20 protein-coding genes are annotated in these 25,044 nt (G+C 70.5%); 16 read left to right on the forward strand and 4 right to left on the reverse strand.

Annotated features, from left to right (window positions below; translation table 11 throughout):
* The first annotated feature begins 23 nt into the window (after nt 1-23).
* The 8 genes from WFM69_RS08895 to WFM69_RS08930 are packed head-to-tail and all read left to right on the forward strand — an operon-like array spanning nt 24 to nt 8,841.
* The gene (locus WFM69_RS08895) at nt 24-1,517 is read left to right on the forward strand and encodes a GMC oxidoreductase (RefSeq protein WP_337003767.1); all 1,494 of its coding nucleotides are present in this window, start codon (nt 24-26) and stop codon (nt 1,515-1,517) included.
* Between the two features lie 37 nt (nt 1,518-1,554).
* Nucleotides 1,555-2,868 (forward strand): sugar ABC transporter substrate-binding protein, encoded by a 1,314-nt coding sequence (locus WFM69_RS08900; RefSeq protein ID WP_337003768.1) that lies wholly within the window; start codon nt 1,555-1,557, stop codon nt 2,866-2,868.
* A gap of 8 nt (nt 2,869-2,876) precedes the next feature.
* Nucleotides 2,877-3,830 (forward strand): carbohydrate ABC transporter permease, encoded by a 954-nt coding sequence (locus tag WFM69_RS08905; protein WP_337003769.1) that lies wholly within the window; start codon nt 2,877-2,879, stop codon nt 3,828-3,830.
* Entirely contained in the window at nt 3,827-4,654 is an 828-nt protein-coding gene (locus WFM69_RS08910) for a carbohydrate ABC transporter permease (protein WP_337003771.1), read from the forward strand. Before WFM69_RS08905 ends, WFM69_RS08910 begins: the two co-directional genes overlap by 4 nt.
* 31 nt (nt 4,655-4,685) lie before the next feature.
* A complete protein-coding gene (locus tag WFM69_RS08915; RefSeq protein WP_337003773.1) occupies nt 4,686-5,630 on the forward strand; it encodes a sugar phosphate isomerase/epimerase family protein in 945 nt (314 codons plus the stop codon).
* Nucleotides 5,631-5,634: 4 nt separating this feature from the next.
* On the forward strand, nt 5,635-6,603 hold the full coding sequence (locus tag WFM69_RS08920) for a sugar phosphate isomerase/epimerase family protein (protein WP_337003775.1): 969 nt from the start codon (nt 5,635-5,637) through the stop codon (nt 6,601-6,603).
* Entirely contained in the window at nt 6,600-7,607 is a 1,008-nt protein-coding gene (locus tag WFM69_RS08925; protein ID WP_337003777.1) for a sugar phosphate isomerase/epimerase family protein, read from the forward strand. Before WFM69_RS08920 ends, WFM69_RS08925 begins: the two co-directional genes overlap by 4 nt.
* 7 nt (nt 7,608-7,614) lie before the next feature.
* Nucleotides 7,615-8,841, forward strand: coding sequence for an MFS transporter (locus WFM69_RS08930; protein WP_337003778.1), 1,227 nt, complete (start codon nt 7,615-7,617; stop codon nt 8,839-8,841).
* Nucleotides 8,842-8,866: 25 nt separating this feature from the next.
* On the opposite strand, the gene WFM69_RS08935 is transcribed toward WFM69_RS08930, so the two are convergent.
* Together WFM69_RS08935 and WFM69_RS08940 are read right to left on the reverse strand one after the other, a co-directional pair.
* Complete coding sequence (locus tag WFM69_RS08935) at nt 8,867-9,817, reverse strand: NYN domain-containing protein (protein WP_337003779.1); 951 nt, start codon at nt 9,815-9,817, stop codon at nt 8,867-8,869.
* Nucleotides 9,810-10,814 carry a Gfo/Idh/MocA family protein gene (locus WFM69_RS08940; protein ID WP_337003780.1) on the reverse strand — a complete coding sequence of 335 codons (1,005 nt, stop codon included), beginning with the start codon at nt 10,812-10,814 and terminating at the stop codon, nt 9,810-9,812. The genes WFM69_RS08935 and WFM69_RS08940 overlap by 8 nt, the downstream gene beginning before the upstream one ends.
* Nucleotides 10,815-10,920: 106 nt before the next feature.
* Here WFM69_RS08940 and WFM69_RS08945 point away from each other — a divergent pair, with 106 nt between their 5' ends.
* From WFM69_RS08945 to WFM69_RS08980, 8 genes are all read left to right on the forward strand, one after another.
* A complete protein-coding gene (locus WFM69_RS08945; protein ID WP_337003782.1) occupies nt 10,921-12,312 on the forward strand; it encodes an NtaA/DmoA family FMN-dependent monooxygenase in 1,392 nt (463 codons plus the stop codon).
* Between the two features lie 156 nt (nt 12,313-12,468).
* Nucleotides 12,469-14,103 carry a TIGR04028 family ABC transporter substrate-binding protein gene (locus tag WFM69_RS08950; protein WP_337003783.1) on the forward strand — a complete coding sequence of 545 codons (1,635 nt, stop codon included), beginning with the start codon at nt 12,469-12,471 and terminating at the stop codon, nt 14,101-14,103.
* A gap of 16 nt (nt 14,104-14,119) precedes the next feature.
* Nucleotides 14,120-15,100 (forward strand): ABC transporter permease, encoded by a 981-nt coding sequence (locus WFM69_RS08955; RefSeq protein ID WP_337003784.1) that lies wholly within the window; start codon nt 14,120-14,122, stop codon nt 15,098-15,100.
* The gene (locus WFM69_RS08960; protein WP_337003786.1) at nt 15,097-15,993 is read left to right on the forward strand and encodes an ABC transporter permease; all 897 of its coding nucleotides are present in this window, start codon (nt 15,097-15,099) and stop codon (nt 15,991-15,993) included. The genes WFM69_RS08955 and WFM69_RS08960 overlap by 4 nt, the downstream gene beginning before the upstream one ends.
* The gene (locus WFM69_RS08965) at nt 15,990-17,606 is read left to right on the forward strand and encodes an ABC transporter ATP-binding protein (RefSeq protein ID WP_337003787.1); all 1,617 of its coding nucleotides are present in this window, start codon (nt 15,990-15,992) and stop codon (nt 17,604-17,606) included. The genes WFM69_RS08960 and WFM69_RS08965 overlap by 4 nt, the downstream gene beginning before the upstream one ends.
* Entirely contained in the window at nt 17,603-18,667 is a 1,065-nt protein-coding gene (locus WFM69_RS08970) for a putative FMN-dependent luciferase-like monooxygenase (RefSeq protein ID WP_337003789.1), read from the forward strand. Before WFM69_RS08965 ends, WFM69_RS08970 begins: the two co-directional genes overlap by 4 nt.
* On the forward strand, nt 18,664-19,272 hold the full coding sequence (locus tag WFM69_RS08975) for a CMD domain protein (protein WP_337003790.1): 609 nt from the start codon (nt 18,664-18,666) through the stop codon (nt 19,270-19,272). Before WFM69_RS08970 ends, WFM69_RS08975 begins: the two co-directional genes overlap by 4 nt.
* Nucleotides 19,269-19,877 carry an alkylhydroperoxidase domain protein gene (locus tag WFM69_RS08980; protein ID WP_337003791.1) on the forward strand — a complete coding sequence of 203 codons (609 nt, stop codon included), beginning with the start codon at nt 19,269-19,271 and terminating at the stop codon, nt 19,875-19,877. Before WFM69_RS08975 ends, WFM69_RS08980 begins: the two co-directional genes overlap by 4 nt.
* 93 nt (nt 19,878-19,970) lie before the next feature.
* Here WFM69_RS08980 and WFM69_RS08985 read toward each other — a convergent pair whose 3' ends face one another.
* Nucleotides 19,971-20,915 (reverse strand): quinone oxidoreductase family protein, encoded by a 945-nt coding sequence (locus tag WFM69_RS08985; protein WP_337003793.1) that lies wholly within the window; start codon nt 20,913-20,915, stop codon nt 19,971-19,973.
* Between the two features lie 202 nt (nt 20,916-21,117).
* Nucleotides 21,118-25,002 (reverse strand): ATP-dependent RNA helicase HrpA, encoded by a 3,885-nt coding sequence (gene hrpA, locus WFM69_RS08990; protein WP_337003795.1) that lies wholly within the window; start codon nt 25,000-25,002, stop codon nt 21,118-21,120.
* Between the last annotated feature and the right edge of the window lie 42 nt (nt 25,003-25,044).

Here is a 25,044-nt window from a genome sequence, read left to right on the forward strand (position 1 = left end):
CAACGCAGACAGAAGGAACAGACATGACTGACAACTACGACCTCGTGATCGTCGGCTCGGGGCCGAACGGTGCGATCATCGCCAACCAGGTGCACCAGCAGGTGCCGGAGGCCTCGATCCTCGTGCTCGAAGCCGGCCGCGAGATCACCGGCGTCGCAGGCGAGCACCTGGTCGAGGCCGACGAGAGCGCGATGAACGCGTCCTACGACGACCTCATGCGCCGCGCCCGCCAGATCGAATACGTCAAGGACGCCGTCTCGATGAACGAGATCGACGGCGACGGATGGGACCCCGAGTCCTCGGGGGTGTTCCCCGCGGCATTCTTCGGGCACAACTTCGCGGCCTTCCCCGGAGCATCCGTCGCCTGGAACATCGGCGGCATGGGCGTGCACTGGACGGCCGCGACCCCGTGGCCGTATGCCGAGGAGATCCCGGCCTTCCTGCCCCGTGACGAGTGGGATGCCGACCTCGAGACCGCCCGCGGACTGCTGCGCACCTACGTCGGGCCGCTCGTCGCGGGCGTCACGAACCCGTTCGAGGAGCCGCTGTTCGCCGCACTGCGCGAAGCCGTTCCGAGTCCCGACCCCGCCCGCGAGTTCGGCTACATGCCGATGGGTGGCATGCCCCGCGTGGGCCAGCCGTTCGCCCGCACCGGCCCCCGCGACATCGCGCCCTTCGTCTTCGACGGCAGCGTGCCGAACGTGAGCCTCACCAGCGGCGTGCTCGTGCACCGGATCGAGCACGACGGCACGCGCGTGACCGGCCTCGCCTACCGCGACCTCGTCACCGGCGAGGAGACGACCGTGCACGGCGCACAGGTGCTGATCGCCGGCGACTCCCTGCGCACGCCGCAGCTGCTGTGGGCCTCCGGCATCCGTCCCGCCGCCCTCGGCGCATACCTCAACGAGCACGCCACGATCGACGGCGAGGTCGACATCGACGCGGCACGCTTCGGACTGACCGACGCCGACATCATCGAACCGCCCGCGGGTGAGCCCTTCATCGGCTCGTTCTGGAGCCCGTCGATCGGCGCCACGCGCCCCGCCCACGGACAGCTCATGGAGCGCATGTTCGAGGGGCGCCACAAGCTCAGCGTGGGCTGGTACTGCGCGACCGAGATCCGCGCCGAGAACCGCATCGAGTTCTCGGACGAGCTCACCGACGCCCTCGGGATGCCGCACATGACCGTGCACTTCTCGTACTCGGAGGCCGACCTCGCCGAGATCCGCCGCACGCAGGAGGTGCAGCGCACCGCCGCGGCTGTGATCGGCGACTTCCCGACCGAGGATCGCGAGATCCAGCCTCCCGGAGCATCCCTCCACTACACGGGGACCGTGCGCATGGGCACCGCCGACGACGGCACCAGCGTCGTCGACACCGATGGCCGTGTGTGGGGCTTCGACAACCTCTACCTCGCCGGCAACGGTGTGATCCCGACCGCGCTGACGTGCAACTCGACGCTCACCGGAGCCACGCTCTCGGTGCGCATCGCCCGCGCGGTCGCCGCTTCCCTCTGACCCTGCAGTACCCCTACCCACCAAGGAGATGTTCGCGATGCACACTCACACCTCTTCGCGACGCCGGGCGACGATGCTCGGAATCGCGCTGGTCACATCCAGTGCCCTGCTGCTGACCGGTTGCGGCCGCAGCGGCGACAGCGGCGGCGGCAGCGCCGGCGAATCCACCAAGGTCGACGACAAGCCGGCCACCGGAACGCTGGAGATCTGGACGCAGGGTGCCGACGGCGCCGAACTGCCCCAGATGTTCGACGAGTTCAAGAAGGACAACCCGGACGTCGACATCAAGATGACACAGATCCCGGAAGCGGAGTTCGCGTCGAAGATGACCGCGGCGATCACCGCGGGAACCGTCCCCGACCTGATCTACGCCTTCACCGAGACCCAGTCGTCGCTGATCTCGACCGGGGGATTCGACGCCGTGCCCGACGGCCTCGTCGACCCCGACGACTTCTTCGACGTGATCTGGGACAACTCGGTGTACGACGACGTCGCCTACGGTGTGCCGTGGTACGCCTACGCCGACATGGTGATCTACCGCACCGACCTCGCCGAGGCGGCCGGCGCCGAGGCCCCGAAGGATTGGGACGGGCTGCGCGAGTTCGGCGAGAAGCTCAAGGCCTCCGGTGTCGAGTACCCGCTCGCGCTGTACGCGGCCTACGACGCGTACACCGCGCGCCAGCTGCTCACCTTCGCGAAGCAGAACGGCGGCGGGTTCATCTCCGACGACCTGTCGAAGTGGACCATCAACTCGCCCGAGAACGTCGAGGCGCTCGAGTACTGGGCCAGCTTCATGGCGGACGGTCTGGCCTCGCCCGACGGCCCTGCCTTCCTCGACACCGTCTCGTGGACCTCGACGGGCAAGAACGCCGCGATCATCGACGGCGGCCCGTGGTTCGTCGGCTGGTTCGACGACGCGAACGGCGCCGGTTGGGCCGACGAGCACCTGTCGCTGTCCACCATGCCGGTGGGTCCCGACGGCGACGCCGCGACCACGGTCGGCGGCGGCAGCTGGTTCGTGCCCTCCGACTCCGAGAACAAGGACGCGGCGTGGAAGTTCGCCCGCTTCATGTCGGAGCCGTCGAGCCAGGTCGAGTGGTTCAACATCTTCAAGAACATGCCGGCCGTGAAGTCGGCGTGGGACGACCCCTCCCTGGCCGGCAACCGCCTGCTGGAGACGGTCGAGGCCGGCCTCGAGACCGGTATCACGCTGCCGAAGGTCTCCACCTGGAGCCAGGTGGGCACCGTCATCGGCGAGCAGATGGAGAAGGTCGTCCGCGGCGGAATGTCGGCCCAGGACGCTCTCGACGAGGCTCAGGCGCAGGCCGAAGCCATCGGGATGGGGCACTGACGCCTCTCATGTCCACCACTGCGACCCGCACCATGGTCACCTCGGGGACGCCGGCCCGGCGTCCCCGAGGGGGCAGGAAGACGCACGAGGGTTCGCGGGCCGAAGCCACCACCGCGTGGCTGTTCCTCGCCCCGTTCCTCGCGATCTTCCTGTTGTTCACCGGCATCCCCGCCGTCCTGGCCATCAGTGCCAGCCTGACCGACATGAGCGCCCGCGACATCCGGGACCCGTTCAACGTCAACTTCACCGGCTTCCAGGGTTTCATCGACATCATCAACAACCCCGGATTCCAGAGTGCGTTCGGGAACACCGTGATGTTCGTGGTGATCTGCGTGCCGCTCAGCATGGCGCTCGGACTCGCCCTCGCACTCATGCTCAACAACGGCATCCGGCGCCTGCGCAATGTCTTCCGCGCCGCTGCCTATGTGCCCGTGATCACCAACATCGTCGCGGCGGCCGTGATCTGGCAGTACGCGTTCTCGATCACCGGACCCGTCAACTCCACGCTCGGCGACCTGGGGCTGCCCGAGCCGAACTGGCTCGGTGAACCCGGATGGGCCATCACCACCGTCGTCATGATGGGCGTGTGGCGCACCACCGGCACCTGCATGATCCTCTTCCTCGCCGGCCTCCAGGCCGTCCCTGAGGAGATCTACGAAGCCGCGGCCACCGACGGCGCGGGCGCCTGGCGCCGGCTCTGGTCGATCACCCTGCCGCTGCTGCGCCCGACGACACTGCTCGTCACGGTGCTGCAGACGGTGTCGTTCCTCAACATCTTCGAGGAGCCCTACCTGCTCACCAAGGGCGGGCCGCTCGGCTCCACGAAGTCGATCGCCGTATGGGTCTACGAGCAGTTCGGATTCGGCAACGTCTCCGCCTCCATGGCGGGCTCCGTGCTCCTGCTGCTGCTCGTCGGCGTCGTCGCGATCGTCCAGTTCAGAATCCTGAGGCCGAAACATTGAAAACCCTGTCTCCGACGCGGCAGGCCCTGAACTACACGGCCCTCGTCGTCATCACCGTCTTCATGCTGCTGCCCTTCGTCTGGGTGTTCTTCGGATCGTTCAAGACGCAGTCCGAGTTCCTCGGCAACCCGGGCGCCTGGTTCCCGGAGTCGTTCCAGATCCAGAACTACATCCAGCTGTTCGCCGACCGCGGCTTCGGCACCTACATGCTCAACAGCATCGTGGTCTCGAGCGTGGCGATCGTCGGCAACGTGCTCTTCAGCGCCATGGCGGGATACGCGCTGGCGAAACTCCGTTTCCGCGGTCGCGGTCTCGTGTTCCCGCTCGTGATCGCCTCGATGATCGTGCCCTATGTGGCGCTGTTCGTGCCGCAGTTCGTGATCGTGGTGCAGATGGGTCTCGTGAACTCGCTCATCGCCATCATCCTGCCGGTGCTCGTGCTGCCGCTGTGCGTGTTCATCATGCGCCAGTTCGCGCACGGCGTGCCGTTCGAGCTGATGGAGGCCGCACGGCTGGACGGTGCGGGGGAGGCGCGGATCTTCTTCCGTGTGTTCCTGCCACTCACCGGGCCGGGACTCGCGACCGTCGCGATCCTGTCGTTCCTCACCTCGTGGAACAACTTCCTCTGGCCGCTCGTGGTCGCGCAGTCGCAGGACACGTACACCGCGCCGGTCGGCCTCTCGGTCGCGTCGCAGGCGTCCAACACGATCTCGTTCGGCCTGCTGCTGGCCGGTGCCATGGTCGTGCTGCTGCCGATCCTCATCCTCTTCCTGTTCCTGCAGAAGTACTTCATCCAGGGCGTCGCCGCCACCGGGCTGAAGTGACCTCGTCTTCCCCCTTGAAAGGACCCGTCTCATGGCCGTGAAGGATCTGAAGTTCGCCCTCAACGCGATCCAGTGGATCAACGTCAAGGAGGACCCGGACGACCTGGACAGCGCGAGCCTCTGGCGTTTCGCCGATCCGTCGTTCGTCGCCGAGTACCCGGGCGTGCTGCGTGCGATCAAGGAGGCGGGGTTCGACGCCACCATGCTGGAGGTGCTCGACACGCAGACGCTGCAGAACTACGCCGCGATGGTCGAGGAATCGGGGCTCGTCCTCGCCCCCGGCTACGTGCAGGTGCCGCTCGCGAGCGATCACGGCGGGCGCCTCGAGCGCGGGACGTTCGAGCGGATCCACTGGTTCGACGGTGTGCGGCGCAAGGCCGAGGAGTCGAACTACTTCGGTCTGAAGACCATCTTCCTCGCCGCCGAGGTGGACCAGACCGCGATCCGCTGGCAGCAGCCGGCCGTCGGCGCCGACTTCTCGCAGGACCGACTCGACGAGCTGACCGACCTGATCGACGAGGCCGTGGACGTGCTCAACGCCGAGGGCGTGAAGCCGGGACTGCACAACCACGTCGGCACCTGGATCGAGACGCAGCACGAGTACGAGCACGTCCTGCAGTCGATCGACGCCGCACGGCTGGGGGCGGCCTTCGACATCGGCCACCTGGAATGGGCGGGCATCAGCGCGAAGGATGCCATCGCGAAATGGTCCGACCGGGTGCAGGACCTGCACCTCAAGGACCTCGACCTCGATCTGGCCCGCCGCAGCCGCGACGAGGGCCTCACCTACGAGCGCGCCACCGACCTGGGCCTGTACCTGGAGCCGGGTCTCGGCCAGATCGACCTGCGCGGCACGCTCGAGGCGCTGCCCGAGGGCTGGGGCGGCTGGGTGATCATCGAGGTCGACCGCGCCAGCATGGACCCGATCGCCAGCGCCCGCCACACCGCGGGCTGGGTCGCCGAGATCACGGCCTGATCTCATGACCCTCACGCAGGAGCACTTCTCGCTCAACACCCTCCAGTGGATCACCGTCTCGCTCGGCGAGTCGACGGGCGAGCCCGGCAGCGTCGGGTGGGAGTTCGATCGACCGAGCTTCCTCGCCCGCCAGCCCGTCGTGCTCGGCCAGGTGCGCGACGCCGGGTTCTCGTCGGTGATGCTGGAGGTGCTGCCCACGCAGACCCTGCAGGCGTACGCCCGTGTCGTCGCCGACTCCGGCCTGCAGGTCACGCCCGGCTACGTGCACATCGGGCTGCCCGAGGAGTTCGGTCTGGATCACACCGGCGACGACGAGGCGCACTTCCGCTGGTTCGACGGCATCCGTCGCCGTGCGGAGGAGACCCGGTTCATGGGCCTGGACCGGGTGTTCCTCGCCGCCGACATGGCGCCGGGACGGCCGCGCATCGATGAGGCCGCCGCATCCGGTCACGCCTTCGACGCGGCCCGCCTCGACCGGGTGGCGAACATGATCGGCGAGGCCGCGGAGGTGCTCGCCGCCGAGGGCGTGACCGCCGCGCTGCACAATCACGTCGGCACCTGGATCGAGACCGAGGAGGAGTACGAGTACGTGCTCGACGCCGTCTCGCCGTCGCTGCTCGCCGCCGGTCCCGACCTCGGGCACCTCGCATGGACCGGGACGGACGTCGTCGCCTGGGTCGCCGCACACGCCGAGCGGATCTCCGACCTGCACGTGAAGGACATGGACCTCGCACTCGCGAAGAGCGCTCGTGAGGCACGCACGCCGTACTTCGACGTGATGGCGCAGCGGTTCTTCCTCGAACCCGGCCTGGGCGATGTGCCGATCCGCGACGCGCTCGCCGAGCTCCCGGACGACTTCGGCGGTACGGTGCTGATCGAGGTCGACAAGCCCAGCATGGAGCCGTTCGAGAGCGCGAAGACGAGCTGGGCGTGGATCGCCGAGAACTACCCGTCATCCGAGGAGCCGTCATGAGCACGCATCCCGTCACCCTGTTCACCGGGCAATGGGCGGACCTGCCCTTCGAGGAGGTGGCACGGCTCGCCGCCGAGTGGGGCTACGACGGTCTCGAGGTGGCCGCGTCCGGCGACCACCTGGACCTGCGCCGTGCGGACGAGGACGATGCGTACCTGGCGTCGCGCAAGGAGATCCTCGACCGGCACGGCCTGAAGATCTTCGCGATCTCGAACCACCTCGCCGGTCAAGCGGTGTGCGACGCCCCGATCGACTTCCGCCACCAGGCCATCCTGCGCGACTACGTGTGGGGCGACGGTGAGGCCGAGGGTGTGCGGCAGCGCGCCGCGGAGGACATGAAGCGCGCGGCCCGGGTGGCGCGCAAGCTCGACATCGACACCGTCGTCGGCTTCACGGGGTCGTCGATCTGGCCGTACGTGGCGATGTTCCCGCCGGTGCCCGCCGAGGTGATCGAGGGCGGTTTCGAGGATTTCGCGGCCCGCTGGAACCCGATCCTCGACGTGTTCGACGGTGAGGGCGTGCGGTTCGCGCACGAGGTGCACCCCGGCGAGATCGCCTACGACTACTGGTCGTCGGTGCGTGCCCTGGAGGCGATCGACCATCGGGAGGCGTTCGGGTTCAACTGGGATCCCTCGCACATGATGTGGCAGAACATCGACCCGGTCGGCTTCATCGTCGACTTCGCCGATCGGATCTACCACGTCGACTGCAAGGACACCCGGATGCGCCCGCACAACGGCCGCGCGGGCGTGCTCGGGTCTCACCTGCCGTGGGGAGACCCGCGCCGCGGCTGGGACTTCGTCTCGACAGGGCACGGCGATGTGCCGTGGGAGGACTCGTTCCGCGCACTCGACGCGATCGGCTACACCGGTCCGATCTCGATCGAGTGGGAGGACGCCGGCATGGATCGGCTGCACGGCGCGGCGCAGGCCGTCGGCTTCGTGCGGTCCCTGCTGTGGCCGCAACCCACCGCCTCGTTCGACGCCGCCTTCCGCAACCAGTAGGGGCTTCGTGTTCTGGGAGCCCCTGCGTGCGCGATTCACCCGGGAGGCCCTGACCCGTTCGTTCCTGGCGCTGCGCGTCCGCGACTACCGACGGTGGAGCATCGCGCAACTGCTCTCGGGTGCGGGAGCCGCGGCCTCGCAGATCGCGATCGCGTGGCTCGTGGTCGAGCTCGGCGGAGACGGCATCGCCCTCGGTGCGGTGACGGCGTGCATGATGCTGCCGACGCTGCTGCTCGGTCCGTTCATCGGGGTCCTCGTCGACCGACATACGCGCCGCGCGGTGCTCCTGGTGACCGCGGTCGCGCAGATGCTGATCGCCGGCGTGCTCGCTGCGCTCACGTTCGGCGGGGCGCTGGAGCTGTGGATGCTCCTGGCACTCTCGCTCGCGCACGGTGTGGCCTTCGCCGCCGACAACCCGGCGCGCCAGCTGCTCGTGATGGACCTCGTCGGTCGGGAGCGGATGACGAGCGCGGTCAGCATGAACGAGGTGATCATCAACGGCGCCCGTGTGATCGGACCCGCGATCGCCGGGGTGCTGCTGGTCGTCTCGGACGCCGGGTGGTGCTTCGTGTTGAACGTGCTGCTGTTCGTGCCGTCGATCTTCGTGCTGCTGTCGTTGCGGCCGGTCGCGCCTGTGCCCGCTCCACCGTCGGCGGAGCGGGCGGTGGGCGCCTGGCGGTTCGCGATGCACACCCCGGCGATCCGGGCGACCCTGCTCCTCGCGGTGTGCGCCGCCGCGAGCTACAACATCGCCGTGGTCGTGCCGCTCATCGTCGCGGACGTGTTCCGCGCCGACGGCGGCACGTACGGAGCGCTCGCCGTGGCGTTCGGCCTCGGGGCGCTGCCCGGCGCATTCTTCTCGGCCACCGGGCCGACCATGCCCCGCAGCGGCGAGGTGCGGGCAATGGCCGTCGCGATGGCCGCGGCCGTGCTGCTCGCCGCCGCCGCGCCGTCGCTCCCGCTGTTGTTCGTCGGTCTCGCCGCCGTGGGCACGGTGGTGATGTGGTTCATCGCCCGCGCCAACGCGTTCGTGATGCTGTCGACGCCCACCGCCGTCCGCGGCCGGGTCATGGGTATCTGGGCGATGGCTCTGCCCGGATCCAGCGTGGTGACCGGGCTGCTGGTCGGCGGCCTGGCGGATCTCACCGACCCGCGCATCGCCTACGCCGCCGTCGGCGGAGTCACCGCGCTTCTCGTCGCGCTCTCCTGGCGGGGGCTGCGCTCGGCGCGGTGAGCCCGGCGATCAGCGGTCGCGGTGATCAGTGGTCGCGCAGGCGCACCAGACGCTCGTGGCCGGTCTCCTCGAGCTCGGCCATGTCGTCGCGCGACTTCAGGAAGTCGGAGAACGAACGGTAGCCGAGCGCCTTCTCGCTGAACGAGGGATCCATGCGGCGCATGTGCGTCTTCACCGCGGAGCTGTGCAGCCATTCATCGGCATCGCCCTTGTCGTGCCCCAGTCGCAGCGCGCGCTCGAGGAGTTGCGTCGCCTCGCTCTGCTCGTCGACCTTCGGGGGTGCGGCCGCCTTGGTCTTGGCGCGCGAGCGGCTCTTGCTCTTCGGGGCGTCGGCTGCCGCCTCGGCCGGTGCGGTGGCCGCTTCCGCCGGGGCGTCGACGGCGGGTGCCGCCACGACGGGAGCCTTCGGCCGCACCACGCCGGACAGCGAGTCGTACGCCTCGAACTCGTCGCACGCGGCGGCGAGGGACTTCGCGGTGGAACCCGCCACGCCCACCCCGATCACGTAGCGGCCGAGGCGCTTGCACCGCTGCGCGAGCGGCACGTAGTCGCTGTCGCCCGCGACGATCACGACGTGCGTGAGGTCGGGGAGGCGGAACATGTCCTCCACCGCATCGACGGCGAGTCGGATGTCGGCACCGTTCTTGGCGTAGGCCGCCGCCGGGAACAGCTGCACGAGGTCGACCGCGCGGGCCACGAGCTGGGAGCGGTAGACCGCGTTCACGGGCGACGACCAGTCGGCGTACGCCCGAGTGAGCACCAGCGTGCCGAACGAGGCGGCGTAGTCGATGATCGCGCCGACCTCGATCATCGCCTGGTTGAGGCGCTCGGCGACCTCCGGATCGTTGGGGTTCTCGCTGATGCGCTGACGGTCCTTGCCGTAGGCGTTGCGCCCGTGCACCCGGTCGTACCAGGAGATGACGATGTTGTCGAAGTCGAGGTAGACCGCGACGCGCGAATCGTTCGTCTCAGCCATTGCTCGCCTCCCCGGGGTAGCTGACCCCGATCTGCCGGCGGATCTCATCCAGGGTTCCCATGATCGCCACGCTCTCGGCGATCGGGAGGATGTCGCCCTCGAGGATGCCGTCGCGCACGAGGCGTTCGGCGGCGAATGCCTCGTGCTGCATGCCGCGCCCCTCCGCCTCGGATCCGACGCGACCGTCGAACTCCTCGAGCACGACGCCGTCCGGATCGATCAGGCGCACCACCGAGGGCGACCACCAGAAGCGCTCGATCTCGATGCGCGCCTGCGTGCCGAGGATGATCGCGGTGTTGGGGCCGGCCGCACGCGAGGACGACAGGCTCGTGGAGATCGCGCCGCCCTCATGCGTCATGACGGTGGCGACCTCGGAGTCGGCACCCGTCTCGACCAGGCGGGCCACGCTGCGGATGCTGGTGGGCGTGCCGAGGATGTCGTGGATGAACGACAGCGGGTAGATCGCGAGGTCGAGCAGCGCCCCGCCTCCCAGCGCGAGGTCGTTGAGCCGGTGCGCCGGGTCGGTCGGCAGGCTCTGCGTGTGGTCGGCGCTCACCGCGCGGATCTCGCCGAGCGCGCCCGCCGCGATCAGCTCGCGCACGCGGACCATGTGCGGCAGGTACCGCGTCCACATCGCCTCCATCACGAGCAGCCCGCGCTCCGCGCCGAGCGCCTGCAGGTCCTCCGCCTCGCCGCGGTTGAGCGTGAAGGCCTTCTCCACGAGCACGTGCTTGCCGTTCTCGAGGGCGAGCCGGGCGTTCTCATGGTGCATCGGGTGCGGCGTCGAGATGTAGATGATGTCGACCTCGGGGTCGGTCGCGAGCGCCTCGTACGACGCGTGCGCGCGGGGGATGTCGAAGCGCGCCGCGAACGCATCCGCAGATTCCTGCGAGCGCGAGCCGACGGCGGCGAGGTCCAGCCCTGCGGTGCGCAGATCGGACGCGAAGGCGCCGGCGATGCCGCCGGTCGCAAGGATTCCCCATCGAAGACCAGTCATGGTCTCAGCGTAGGGGGTGCGACCTGTGTGTCGGACTGTGACATCGCGTGACGCCCGGCATCGGCGCCGTGGCGCCCGGCGAACACGGCCTCCTACCGTGACGGGCATGACCGAACCCCTCATCATCGGCGCCATGGTGCGCACGCTCGGCGCCTATCCGTCCGGATGGCGCCAGCCCGGAGCACATCGCGATCCGGCCGCCGACGCCGACATCCTGCGCCACATCGCACGGGAGGGCGAGGACGCCGGTCTGGACTACCTCTTCTTCGGGGACTGGCTCGCCACCGGGGCCGATCTGGAGTTCCGCGACCCGTACCTGCTCGCCCGCATCGACCCGGTCAGCGCGGTGCTCTTCCTGGCGGGGGTGACCTCGCGGATCGGTCTGATCGCCACCGTCAACACCACGTATGCCGACCCCTACACGACGGCGCGCTCGCTGGCCTCGCTCGACGTGCTCACGCGCGGCCGCGCGGGCATCAACCTCGTCACCGGTGCGGAACCCCGCGCCGCGGGCAACCACGGCCGAGACGCCCATGCCGACAACGAGACCCGCTACGACCGCGCCGAGGAGTTCGTCGAGGCGCTGCGGCGACTGTGGGACTCGTGGGACGAGGACGCCTGGATCGCGGATGCCGAGCGTGGCGTGCTGATCGACCCCGACGGCCTCCGTGCTGCCGACCTGCACGGCACGCAGGTGCGGGTCACGGGACCGCTCAACGTCGCCCGCCCGCCGCAGGGCCGCATCCCGATCGTGCACGCCGGGACCTCGCCGCGCTCGCGGGCGCTCGCGGCCACCGAGGCCGACCTCGCCCTGACCGCCGCGCCCACCCTCGCCGACGCGATCGCCACGCGGCGACTGCTGCGGGACATCGCCGCGGAGGCCGGGCGCTCGCCGGATGCGCTGAAGGTGATCGCCCCGGTGCTGCCCGTCGTCGCCGACACCGACGCCGACGCCCGGCGCATCGTGGAGCGCCTGCTCGCCCTGGTGCCGCTCGCGGAGGGTCACCAGAGCAGCAGGACCGCATTCCCAGCGAACCGCACGGTGGCCGCCCTCGCCGACGCGCTGGAGATCCCCGCGAACGATCCGCTGCGCGCTGCGGCGTTCGATGCACCGGTGACCGCCGACGAGGCGCGCCGGCTGGGGGAGCGCGGAGCCGCGCTGATCGAGCGCCTGGCCCGTATCGCCGGCCTGCGTGTGACCGGAGCCGGTGACGGGGACGCGCTCACCTGGCGGCACCTGGTCGCCGCCCATGCCGTGCCCGCCGCCTTCGTGGTCGGCGACGCCACCACCATCGCCGACCATTTCGAGACCTGGCGCGACGAGGGCGCGGCGGACGGTTTCAACGTGCTCTCCGCCTTCCAACCCGCGCAGTTCGAGGCCTTCACACGGAGCGCGGCGCCCGAGCTGCGGCGCCGCGGGCTGCTGCGCGCCCCCGATGAGAGCGAGGGCACGACGCTCCGCGACCGGCTGCGCATTACCTCGTATGTCGATGCGTGACCAGGGGTGTCGTCACGCGACACCCGGTGTCCGCCGCCTCGCGCCGCAGCACCCCCGATTCCTAGCGTGATCACCACACAGCAGCACCCGAATCGCACAGCCCCACCCGAATCGCACAGCCCCCCGAACCACACAGCCCCCCGAGGAGTCCACCCCATGAACCGTCGTCTCGTCCGCGCCGCCGCGATCGCGCTCCCGCTCGTCCTGGCGGGAAGCCTCGCCGCGTGCGCATCCACCCCGGCCCCGGCCAACTCGCCCGATGCCGCCGGCGATCCCGTCTCCGGAGGCACCCTCACCTACCTCGAGCACCAGGCGTACACGAACCTGTACCCGCCGCAGGCCGGCTTCTACCCGAACGGCGGCATCGTCAACAACATCGCGGCGCGGCTCACCTGGCAGAACCCGGAGACGCTCGAGATCGAGCCGTGGATCGCCTCGGACTGGACCGTGAACGACGACGCCACCGAGTACACCTTCAACCTGAACCCGGACGTGACCTTCTCGGACGGCACCCCGGTCGACGCCGCGGCCGTCGCGAAGAACTTCGACACCTACGGCCTGGGCGACACCGCGCGCGGTCTCACGGTCTCCGAGGCGATCAACAACTACGCCAGCAGCGAGGTCGTCGACGACGACACGGTCACGTTCCACTTCACCGCTCCGTCGCCCGGCTTCCTGCAGGCCACCTCGACCATCAACTCCGGCCTGCTCTCGCCGGACACCCTCGACGGCACGATCGAGGACTTCGGGGCGGGCAACGCCGCCGACATCATCGGCGCCGGCCCGTTCACCGTCACGGACGAGAAGCTCGGCACCGAGTACACGCTCACCGCCCGCGACGACTACGACTGGGGCCCTGACTCCGTCGACAACGACGGACGCCCCTACCTCGACGCCGTGCACGTGCTGATCACCCCCGAGGACTCGGTGCGCATCGGCTCGCTGCTCGCCGGGCAGGCCGACTACGTGCGCTACGTGCAGGCCTTCGACGAGGACCGCGTCGAGAGCGCCGGCTTCACGCTGTACGCCCCGCAGACCCGCGGTGTGAACAACTCGATCGCCCTGCGTCCCGAGAACCCCCTGCTCTCCGACATCCGCGTGCGCCAGGCGATCATCGCCGCCGTCGACGCCAAAGAGGTCGTCGACACCCTCTTCACCGAGAACTACCCGCAGGCGACGTCGGTGCTGTCCTCGCAGGCCGTCGGATACAAGGACGAGTCGGAGCACTACGCCTTCGACCCGAAGAAGTCCGCGAAGCTGCTCGACGAGGCCGGCTGGGTGCCCGGTGCCGACGGCATCCGCGAGAAGGACGGCGAGCGCCTGTCGTTCACGGTCTACGAGGCCAAGCCGCAGCCGCTGTCGAAGCAGACGCTCGAGCTGGTCGCGCAGCAGCTGGCGAAGGTGGGCGTGGAGCTCTCGGTCAAGCCCGGTGACGCCGGCAGCGCCGCCGAGGACAACCGCGATCCGCTGAAGACCGGCTTCTACCACTCGATGGTCGGACGCGCGGACCTCGACGTGATCAAGAGCCAGTACTTCACCAAGAACCGCGACGTGCTGATCTCGAAGGACGCGAAGCTCGACGAGCTGCTGCTCGCCGTGGCCTCCGAGCCCGACGCCGACAAGCGCATCGCCGCCTCCCAGGCCGTGCAGGACTACATCGCCGAGCAGGCGTACGTGATCCCGCTGTTCGAGGAGCCGCAGGTGTACGGCACCGCGACCTACGTGCACGGCGTCGCCTTCGAGTCGGTGGGACGCCCGACGTTCTCCGGCGTCTGGCTCGCCGAGCACTGATCGGCATGGTGCATCGATGACCTTCGTCCTCCGACGAGCCGGGCAGGCCGCGATCGTTCTGATCGCGGCCTTCACGGCCACCTTCTTCCTGCTGCAGCTGCTGCCCGGCGACGCGCTCCTGATCAAGTTCTCCGACCCCAGCCTCGGGCTGTCACCGGATCAGCTCGCGAGCATCCGCGCCACCTACGGTGCCGACCTGCCGTGGTGGGAGCAGTACCTGCATGCCGGGCTCGGCTTCCTCGCCGGAGACTTCGGCTTCTCGACGCAGTTCGGCACCCCGGTGCTGACGATGCTCGCCGAGGCGCTCCCCGCGACGCTCCTGCTCGCCTCGCTCGGACTTCTCGTCGCCCTGGTGCTGGCGATCCTGATCGCGGGGTTGTCGTCGCTCGCCCGCTTCGGCTGGCTCCGCGACGGTCTGCGCCAGGTGCCGGGGCTGTTCGTGGCGGTGCCCGTCTTCTGGCTCGGCATCCTCCTCATCCAGGTGTTCTCGTTCGGACTCGGGTGGGTGCCGATCGTCGGCGCCGACCCGGTGCGCGGACTGATCCTGCCGGTGCTGACCCTGGCCGTGCCGATCTCGGCGCCGCTCGCGCAGGTGCTGGTCCGTGCGATCGACCAGGTGCAGGCGCAGCCGTTCGTCACCGTGGTGCGCGCGAAGGGCGCCCCGCCGCTGTGGGTGCTCACCCGCTCGGTCGCCCGCAACGCCGCCGTGCCCACGCTGACCATCGCCGGTGTGCTGTTCGGCGAACTCGTGGGCGGTGCGGTCGTGACCGAGACCGTGTTCGGCCGCACCGGCATCGGCCGCCTCACCGAGCAGGCCGTGGCGAACCAGGACATCCCGGTGCTGCAGGGCGTGGTGCTGCTCTCCGCCCTCGGCTTCGTGATCATCAGCTTCACCGTCGACCTCGTCACCCCGCTCATCGACCCGCGCCAGCGCACGATCGCGCGCTCGACCGGGGCCCCCTCCGCACGCCGCGCGCCCCAGGAGGTGGCAGCATGACCGCTCCCGTGATCGCCGATGCGCTCATCGAGACCGACACCGCACCGGCCGCGCCTTCCCCGCAGAAGCCGGGTGCCCCGCGCCGCCGCGGCCGTCTGCGCGGACGCGCGTGGGGGCTGTACCTGGCCGTGGTCGTGATCGCCCTCGCCGTACTGTGGGCGGTGATCCCCGGTGTGTTCGCCCCGGGGGACCCGCTCACGGGCATCCCGGCCGACAAGCTGCTGCCGCCGAGCGCCGCGCACTGGTTCGGCACCGACACACTCGGCCGCGACCTGTTCGGCCGGGTGGTGCACGGGGCCGTGAACTCGCTCTCGGGCGCGCTCATCGCCGTCACCGTCGGTCTCGCCCTCGGCACCGTGCTCGGGGCCATCGCGGGTGCGGTCGGCGGTGTCGTGGACGACATCCTGATGCGCGTCGTGGATGTGCTGCTCGCGATCCCGGGCCTGCTGCTGTCGCTGTCGGTGATCATCCTGCTCGGGTTCGGCACCGTGAACGCGGCCCTCGCGGTCGGCCTCGGCAGTGTCGCGGCCTTCGCCCGTCTGATGCGCGCCGAGGTCGCCAGGGTGCGCCGCACCGAGTACGTCGAGGCCGCCTTCGGCAGCGGCGCCACGTTCTTCGCGGTGCTCCGCCGGCACGTGCTGCCCAATTCGCTCACCCCGATCGTCGCGCTCGCCGCCCTGCAGTTCGGCACGGCGATCCTCGCGATCTCCACGCTCGGTTTCCTCGGCTACGGCGCCCCGCCGCCCACGCCGGAGTGGGGTCTGCTGATCGCCGAGGGGCGCAACTACGTCGGCACCGCCTGGTGGCTCACGGCACTTCCGGGTCTCGTCGTCGTCACGGTGGTGCTCAGTGCCAACCGCATCAGCCATCGCATCGGAAGGAACGGGTCATGAGTGTGCTCACCGCCACCGACCTCACGGTCTCGTACGGCGAGAAGGAGGTCGTGCACGGCGTCTCGTTCGAGATCGCGGAGGGGGAGACCCTCGCACTCGTCGGCGAGTCGGGGTCGGGCAAGTCCACGACCGCGCACGCGCTGCTCGGTCTGCTTCCGTCGGGTGGGCGGGTCGACGGCGGTCGGGTGGTGCTCGGCGACCTCGACATCTCCGGCTGGTCGGATCGGGCGCTGAGGGGCATCCGCGGTGCCGAGATCGGCCTTGTGCCGCAGGACCCGACGACGTCGCTCGATCCGGTGCGTCCGATCGGGGTGCAGGTGGAGGAGATCCTGCGTCTGCACGGCCACCGGGATGCCCGCACGCGCCGAGCGCGGGTGATCGAGCTGCTCGATCGCGTCGGCATCGACGACCCCGACCTGCGCGCCCGCCAGTACCCGCACGAGCTCTCCGGCGGGATGCGCCAGCGCGTGCTGATCGCCACCGCCATCGCCCTGCGCCCCCGACTGCTGATCGCCGATGAGCCGACCAGTGCCCTGGACGCGACGGTGCAGCGCAAGGTGCTCGATCTGCTCGACGAGCTGCAGCGCGAGGAGGGCACCAGCATCCTGCTCGTGACCCACGACCTCGGTGTCGCGGCCGATCGCGCTGAACAGCTCGTCGTGCTCAAGGACGGACGCATCGTCGAGCAGGGCCCGAGCGCCGCCGTGCTGGCCGCGCCCACCGATCCCTACACGACGCAGCTGCTCGCCGACGCCCCCGCGTTCGCGACGGGTTTCCGCCGTCCCGATGCGCCGCCGTTCCTGCGCGATGCTGCGGCCGTGGCGGCCGAGAACCCGTATGCGATCGTCGCGGAAGGCCTCGTGAAGGAGTTCCGGGTGGCTGGACGCGAGCGGTTCCGCGCCGTGGACGATGTCTCGTTCCGGGTGCGCAAGGGCACCACGCATGCGCTGGTGGGGGAGTCGGGGTCGGGCAAGACCACGACCGCACGGCTCATCACCCGCTTCCACCAGCCGGATGCCGGGACCATCGAGGTCGACGGCGAGGACGTCACGCACGCGAAGCGGGAGCAGCTGCGCGCCCTGCGCCGGCGCATCCAGCTGGTGTACCAGAACCCGTTCGCCTCGCTGGATCCGCGGCAGCAGATCCAGGACATCGTGGCGGAGCCGTTGCGGAACTTCCGGGTCGGCTCGCGCACCGACCGCCGGGAGCGCGCACTCGCGCTGCTCGATCGTGTCTCGCTGCCGGCAGACGTCGCCCGCCGCACTCCGCGCGAGCTGTCGGGCGGACAGCGTCAGCGCGTCGCGATCGCCCGGGCGCTCGCGATCGACCCGGACATCGTCGTGCTCGACGAGGCCGTGTCGGCACTGGATGTCACGGTGCAGGCGCGCATCCTCGAACTGCTCACCTCGCTGCAGGCCGAGCTCGGCCTCACCTACCTGTTCATCTCCCACGACCTCGCGGTGGTGCGTCGGATCAGCCACACGGTCTCGGTGATGCGCCGCGGCCGCATCGTCGAGGAGGGGCCGACCGAAGAACTGTTCCACGACCCGCAGCACGGCTACACCCGGGAGCTGCTCGCCGCGGTGCCCGGACGATCGGAGACCGTCGCATGACCACCGCACCCACCGTCGCCTTCTTCACGCGCCTGCTCGACGACGCCTCACCGGCGGAGCGGTATGCGCTCGCGACCGCGCAGATCCAGCAGGCCGAGCGTCACGGCATCGGCCGGGCCTGGGTCGCGCAGCACCACTTCCATGCCGCGGAGGGCGGGCTGCCGTCGCCGCTGGTGTTCCTCGCGCATGTCGCGGCTCGCACGAGTCGCATCCGCCTCGGCACCGGGGTGATCACTCTGCCCCTGGAGGATCCGGTGCGGGTGGCCGAGGACGCCGTGGTCGCCGACCTGCTCTCGGGAGGGCGACTGGATCTGGGGCTCGGCAGCGGCGGCACCCCGTCGTCCTTCGCGCCGTTCGGTGAGGACGTGCGCGAGAAGGGCCCGACCTACGATCGCAAGCTCGGCGTGCTGTTGGATGCGCTGGCCGGTCGCGACGTGGGAGCCGGGAACACGCTGTACCCGGATGCCGTCGACCTCGCCGACCGCGTCTGGCAGGCGACCTTCTCGGTGCCGGGCGGGCATCGCGCGGGCATCCACGGCCACGGTCTGCTACTGTCGCGCACGCAGCCGCGTCCGGCCGATCGACTGCACGCACCGCTGTCGGCGCTGCAGGATCCGATCATCGACGCCTACCTCGACGCGCTGCCCGCGGGCGTCGCCCCCCGCATCACCGCCTCGCGCACCGTGTTCGTGGCGGACGACCGCGCCGAGGCGCTGCGCTTCGCCGAGGTCGGCCTCCGACGTGCCGCGGAGGGCTTCCGTGCCCAGGGCCAGACGATCCCCGGAGACAGCATCGAGGAGCTGATCGTCGCGCTCGACACCCACGTGGGCACGCCCGAGGACGTGGCCGCATCGCTGGCCGCCGACGCCACGCTCGGCCGTGCGACGGAGGTCGCGTTCCAGGTGCACTCGGTCGACGCGCCGCATGAGCAGCTGTTGCGGTCGATCGAGCTGTTCGCCACCGAGGTCGTCCCGGCGCTCGGCTACGCGCTCGACGAGACCAGTACGACCACCACCACCGCAGAGACCATCACCACCGAGGCAATCAAGGAGAAGGCATGACAGACGACATCGTCGATCGGATCGCGGGGGTGACGCCCGCGCTGGATGCCCTGCGGCGGCGCCGTCCGGTCACCAGGGAGCAGCTGCAGGCGAGCTTCGACGCACTGTTCGCTCCGGTGTCGGCCGCGCACGTCTCGCAGGCGGAGCGCGAGCTCGTGGCCGCGTTCGCCACGGCGCTCGCCGGTGCGGGCGACGCCACCGCGGCGTTCTACGCCGACCGGGCACAGCAGGCCGACCCGCAGCGCGCCGAGCTCGTGCGCGCCGAGGCAGGCACGGCCGCCGTCTCCGGCCCGTTCGGCGCCTACACCGAGCTCGGGTTGCAGGACGAGAACAGCGAGGGGGAGCGGTACGAGCCCTCGGCCGAGGTCACCGCGGCCGTGGGCGAGCGTCTCGCTGCCGCCCTCGCGCACACGCATCTGCTGGTGTTCCGTCCCCGTGAGGCCTCCGGTGCCGACCTCGGGCGCCTGCTCGATGCGGGCTGGTCGACGGACGGGATCGTGACGCTGTCGCAGCTGGTGTCGTTCCTCGCGTTCCAGCAGCGCGTCATCACGGGTCTTCGTGTGCTCGCCGCGTCGGGGCTCAACACGACGGACCTGGCCGCATGAGCACCGAGCAGAGCGTGCTCCGGCACGACGACGCCCCGCACCCGCACGCCTTCACGCGCGGTGAGGTCGGCTGGGTGCCGCACCTCGCCCCTCTCGCCGAGGAGGAGCTGACAGAGCGCCACTTCGACGGTCTGGTCGAGGCCGCGCGCGCGAAGAACGACTACTTCCGCCTGTTGGCCCGAGACCCGGAGGTGCTGAAGGCGCGCACCCTCGTCGACAAGGACATCTTCTACAACGCGGCGGAAGGTCTCCCGCGGGCGGACCGTGAGTTGGCGGCGACAGCGGCCTCGCGTCGCAACGGCTGCGTGTTCTGCGCCTCCGTGCACTCGCGCTTCGCCGCGCACCACAGCAAGCGCGTCGACGACGTCGATCTGCTGCTGGACGAGGGCGTGGATGCGGAGCTGGGCGAGCGGTGGAACGCGATCGTCGCGGCCTCCATCGCGCTCACCGACACGCCCACCGGGTTCGGGGCGGACGAGATCGCGCGGCTGCGTGCGGTCGGGCTCGACGACCTCGAGATCGCCGATGTCATCCACGGCGCGGCGTTCTTCAACTGGGCGAACCGGCTGATGCTGTCCATCGGCCGTCCGGTGGCACCGGCCTGACGCGGAGCCGGGCGGCACTTTCGTGATCTGCCGCCCGGTCCTGCCGGTCTGGCCCACCGCCCGGTGGCACCGGCCTGAGCTCAGTCCTCGTCGCTACGGCACGAGGATGATCTTGCCCGAGGCGGCGCCGGACTCCATGAGCTCATGGGCCTGCGCCGCTTCGGCGAGCGGCAGCTCGGGGCCGAGGTCGATCACGAAGTCCCCGGAGGCCAGCAGTGCGATGGTCTCCGGAAGCGCCTCGGCGCGCCACGCGAGCTCCTGCTCGGTCAGCGGCACGGGCGAGCCGCCGGAGAACGCGCGGATGCCGAACGATGCGGCATCCGGTCCCCGTACGATCGTCGCGATGCGGTCGCGGTCGGCCACGAGGGCGAGGGAGGTCTCGATGGCCTCGTCGGTGCCTGCGCAGTCGAGGGCGACCGTGACCGGCGCGGGAGCGGCGTCGCGCACCCGGTCGAGCAGGCCGTCGCCGTAGGCCACCGGGATCGCTCCGAGCTCGCGCAGCTGCGCGTGCCGTGCCGGGCTCGCGGTCGCGACGACCGTCGCGCCCCACGCCACGGCGAACTGCACCGCGGCCTGTCCGACCGCGCCGGAGCCGCCGTGCACGAGCAGCACGTCGCCTGCGCCGACACCGAGCGAACGCAGCGCCTGGTAGGCAGTGCCGGCGGGGATGCCGATACCCGCGCCCTCGGCGGCCGTGACGGAATCGGGGAGCGCAGCGAGGTTCTCGGTCGAGACGGCCAGGGCCGAGGCGTAGGTGCCGTGCCCTTCGCGGATCGCGACGCGGTCGCCCACGGCGAAGTCCTCGACGCCCTCGCCGAGTGCCTCGACCACCCCGGCGCCGTCGAAGCCGACCGGGCGCGGTTCGGTGATGGGCGGCGAGGGGCGCTTGCCGGCCCGCAGCTTCGCGTCGATCGGGTTGGCACCCGCGGCCTCGATGCGGACGACGACCTCGCCGCGCGCCGCGACGGGATCGGGGATCTCGATCAGACAGAGGACAGCGGGGGAGCCGAGTTCGGTGTAGACGATCGCGCGAGCCATGGATCCAGGCTAGCGGCGTCTCCCGCCAACGGCGTCGGCGTTCCCCTATGCCCGACACCCGCGCGGTTCGTACCGCGGTGACGAAGGAGATCACGCGATCCGAAGGAGCGCCCGCCGGAAACGTTCCTTCGAATCGGGAGATCTCCTTCGCGCCCCGTCGGGGGCCTCGCACTCCGGGCCGTCTTCCGGCCTCCGTGCCGGGTCAGCGCCCCGCCAGCACCTTCATGATGCGCTGCGGCGACACGGGCTGCGCGGTGCCGAGCCGCTGCGCGAACACGCTGATCCGGTACTCCTCCAGCAGCCAGCGCACCTCGACCAGCACGGGCGGCGCGCCCGAGGGGAGCGGGATCGTGCCGCCCGCCTCCTGGAACGCCGTCGACATGCGCTCGTACTCGGTCATGCGGGCGCGGTCCTTGCCCGGCTCGTTCGCGAGGGTCTGCAGACGGTCGAGCATCCCCTCGAGGTACCGGGGGAAGTGGGCGAGCCGGTCGGTCCCCGCCGCCGACACGAATCCCGGATGCAGCAGCCCGCTGAGCTGGGTGCGGATGTCGTTCAACGGCACCAGGAGCGCAAGCGAGTTCTGCGACTTGATGCCGCGCTCGACGTCGCGGGACTTCGTGAGGATGCGGGCGACGAGCGAGACGCACGCGAAGAGCTCGTCGACGAGGGCCGCCGACACGGCATCCCGCACGCGCGTGAACTCCGCCTCGGTGCGCACGATGCCATCGGGCACGAGTCCCTGGATGACCTTCCGTGCGACCGCGGCGCGGCAGTCCTCGATCAGGGCCGCGGCAGAAGGATACGGGGAGGCGGCGAGGGCGAGCTTCTCCTGACTCGTCAGGTGCTCCTGCACGTACGACGACGGCGAGGGCACGCCCAGCAGCACCAGGCGCAGCACGCCGTCGCGGGTGGCGGCGGCTGCAGCATCCGGTGTCGATTCGACGCGCACCGACACGCTCTTGCCCGCGTCGACGATCGCCGGATAGCCGCGCACCACGCCACCGGCGACCCGGGTGTCGAGGACCTCGGGCAACTCGCCGAAGGTCCAGGCGGTCAATCCGGTCTGCTCGACGGGAGCGGCGGCGACGCGTTCGGCCCCCGCGCTGCGGCCGGCGGCACCGGGTCGGGCGGGGGCCGCGATGGAACGGGCGACGCTGCTGCGCGCGCGGTCCGACAGCCGTTCCTGCAGCGCGCGCAGGTCGCGCCCCGAGCCCACGACGCGTCCGCGTTCATCGACCGCGCGGAAGTTCATCCGCAGGTGCGCCGGCACGCGTTCGTCGTCGAAGTCGGCGGCGGAGACGAGCTGGTTCGCGAGCGGCTGGATGCGACGAGCGAGGGCTTCCTTGAGGGTGCGCGGCGGCAGCCCGCCGTGCGACTCCGGTCCTTCCTCGACGAGCTCGGCGCCGAACTTCTCGGCCCAGTCGGCGGCGGGGACCACGTGGCGACGGATCGCCTTGGGCAGGGCGCGCAGCAGCCCGGTCACGAGTTCGGCGCGCAGTCCCGGCACCTGCCAGTCGAAGCCGCGGTCGTCGAGCTGCGCGAGCAGGGGCAGCGGCACGACCACGCTGACACCGTCGTCGTCGGCACCCGGCTCGAACCGGTACGCGAGGCCGAGTACCTGGTCGCCCTGCGTCCACCGGGTCGGGAACTCGCGCTGGTCCGCGCGCTCGGCGTCGTCGATCAGGTCGCTCTCGCGCATCACGAGGAGCTTCGGCGTGGTGGCCATCGCCTCACGCCACCAGCTCTCGAACGAGCGCACGTCGAACACGTCGGCGGGGATGCGCTCGTCGTAGAACCGGAACACGGCTTCGTCGCCGGCGAGGATGTCGCGGCGGCGCTCGCGCTCCTCCAGCTTCTCGAGGCGCTTGCGCAGCTCGGCGTTGCTGCGCCAGAACGCGCTGACGCGCTTGTCGATCCGCGTCGGATCCCACTCGCCCTCGACGAGTGCGTGGCGCACGAACAGCTCGCGGGAGGCGGCGCGGTCGATGCGGGCGAACTGCACCCGGCGCCGCGGGATGATCTCGAGCCCGAACAGCGTCACCTTCTCGAAGGCCACGGCGGCGCCGGCATCCTTCGACCAGTGCGGCTCGGTGACCTGCCGCTTGGCGAGGTCTCCGGCGAGCGGCTCCGCCCAGGCCGGGTCGATCGCGGCGACCGTGCGGGCGAAGGTGCGCGAGGTCTCCACGATCTCGGCGGCGATCACCGCGCGTGGGCTCTTCCTGCGCAGGCCCGAGCCGGGGAAGATCGAGAAGCGGATGCCGCGGGCTCCGCGGTACTCCGCGCCGCCCTTGCCCTTGGATTTGTCCTTCGCGATGGTGCGCTCGTCGAGGATGCCGATCTGCGAGAGCAGGCCGGAGAGCAGAGCGCGATGGATCGCATCGGGGTCGCTCGCGCCGGTCTCGTTCCCGCCGCGGTCGGGCGTCTTCACGAGCGTGCGCAGCTGGCGGTGCACGTCGAACCACTCGCGCACCCGCACGTAGTTGAGATGCTCGGCCCGGCACAGCCGACGGAATGCGCTCGATCCGAGCGCGCGCTGCTGCTCGCGCAGGTGGTTCCACAGGTTCAACAGGGTGAGGAAATCGCTGGTCGGATCGACGAACCGCGCGTGCAGGCGATCGGCTTCCTCGCGGCGCTCCTCCGGTCGCTCCCGCACGTCCTGGATCGTCATTCCCGACACGATCGGCAGCACGTCGTGCACGACGCCGTGGCGTCCGGCCTCGATCAGCATGCGGGCGAACCGCGGATCGATCGGCATGCGCGAGATGTCGCGCCCGGTGCGGGTGAGGTGCGGGGAGCCGTCGCGACGGGACGGCTCGACGGCGCCGAGCTCGGTGAGCAGATCGAACGCGGCCTTCACGCCGCGGGAGTCCGGCGGAGTGAGGAACGGGAACGCCGTGATGTCGCCGAAACCGAGCGACAGCATCTGCAGGATGACGGAGGCGAGCGACGTGCGCAGGATCTCGGGTTCGGTGAACTCCGGACGCTTCTCGTAGTCGTCCTCGGAGTACAGGCGGATCGCGATGCCGTCGCTGGTGCGGCCCGCGCGGCCGGAACGCTGGTTCGCGGACGCCTGCGAGACCGGCTCGATCGGCAACCGCTGCACCTTGGAACGATTGCTGTAGCGGGAGATGCGTGCGGTGCCCGTGTCGATCACGTACTTGATGCCGGGCACCGTGAGGCTCGTCTCGGCGACGTTCGTGGCGAGGATGACCCGGCGGCGCACCCCCGCCACACGGCTGCGCTCGAACACCCGATGCTGGTCGGCGGCGGAGAGACGGCCGAACAGCGGCAGCACCTCGGTGGGGGAGCGGTCGTTCGAGTAGGCGCCGCGCACCGCGTCTGCGGCGTCGCGGATCTCGGCCTCACCGGGGAGGAAGACGAGCACGTCTCCCGGCGGTTCCCGGTCGAGCTCCCGCAGGGCGGAGACGATCGCCGACACCTCGTCCTCCGGCTCGGCCGGTGCATCCTCGTCGTCGGTGTCGTCGACCGGCCCGCGGTAGCGGATCTCGACCGGATAGGTGCGTCCGGACACCTCGATGATCGGCGCCGGGGTGCCGTCCGCGGCGGCGAAGTGCCTCGCGAAGCTCTCCGGATCGATCGTCGCCGAGGTGATGATCACCTTCAGGTCGGGGCGTTCCGGGAGGATGCGGGCGAGGTAGCCGAGCAGGAAGTCGACGTTGAGGGAGCGCTCGTGCGCCTCGTCGATGATGATCGTGTCGTAGCGGGTGAGCAGCCGGTCGCGATGGATCTCGTTGAGCAGGATGCCGTCGGTCATCAGTGCGATGCGGGTGTCGTCGGACACCTTGTCGGTGAAGCGCACCTTGTAGCCGACCAGGGTGCCCAGCTCGACCTGCAGCTCCTCCGCGACGCGCTCGGCGATCGTGCGCGCGGCGAGGCGTCGCGGCTGCGTGTGCGCGATGCGCTCGCGGCCGAGTTCGAGGGCGATCTTCGGCAGCTGCGTCGTCTTCCCCGAGCCGGTCGCACCGGCGACGATCACGACCTGATGGTCGCGGATGGCGTCGGCGATCTCCGCCCGAGCAGCGCTGACGGGCAGCTCCGGAGGGAAGGAGATCACGGGGGAGGACATAGCCCTCCATCGTATGCCGCCGTCGGCCCCCTACGATCATCT

It is taken from the genome of Microbacterium sp. LB12 (genome assembly GCF_037150835.1).
Lineage (GTDB): Bacteria > Actinomycetota > Actinomycetes > Actinomycetales > Microbacteriaceae > Microbacterium.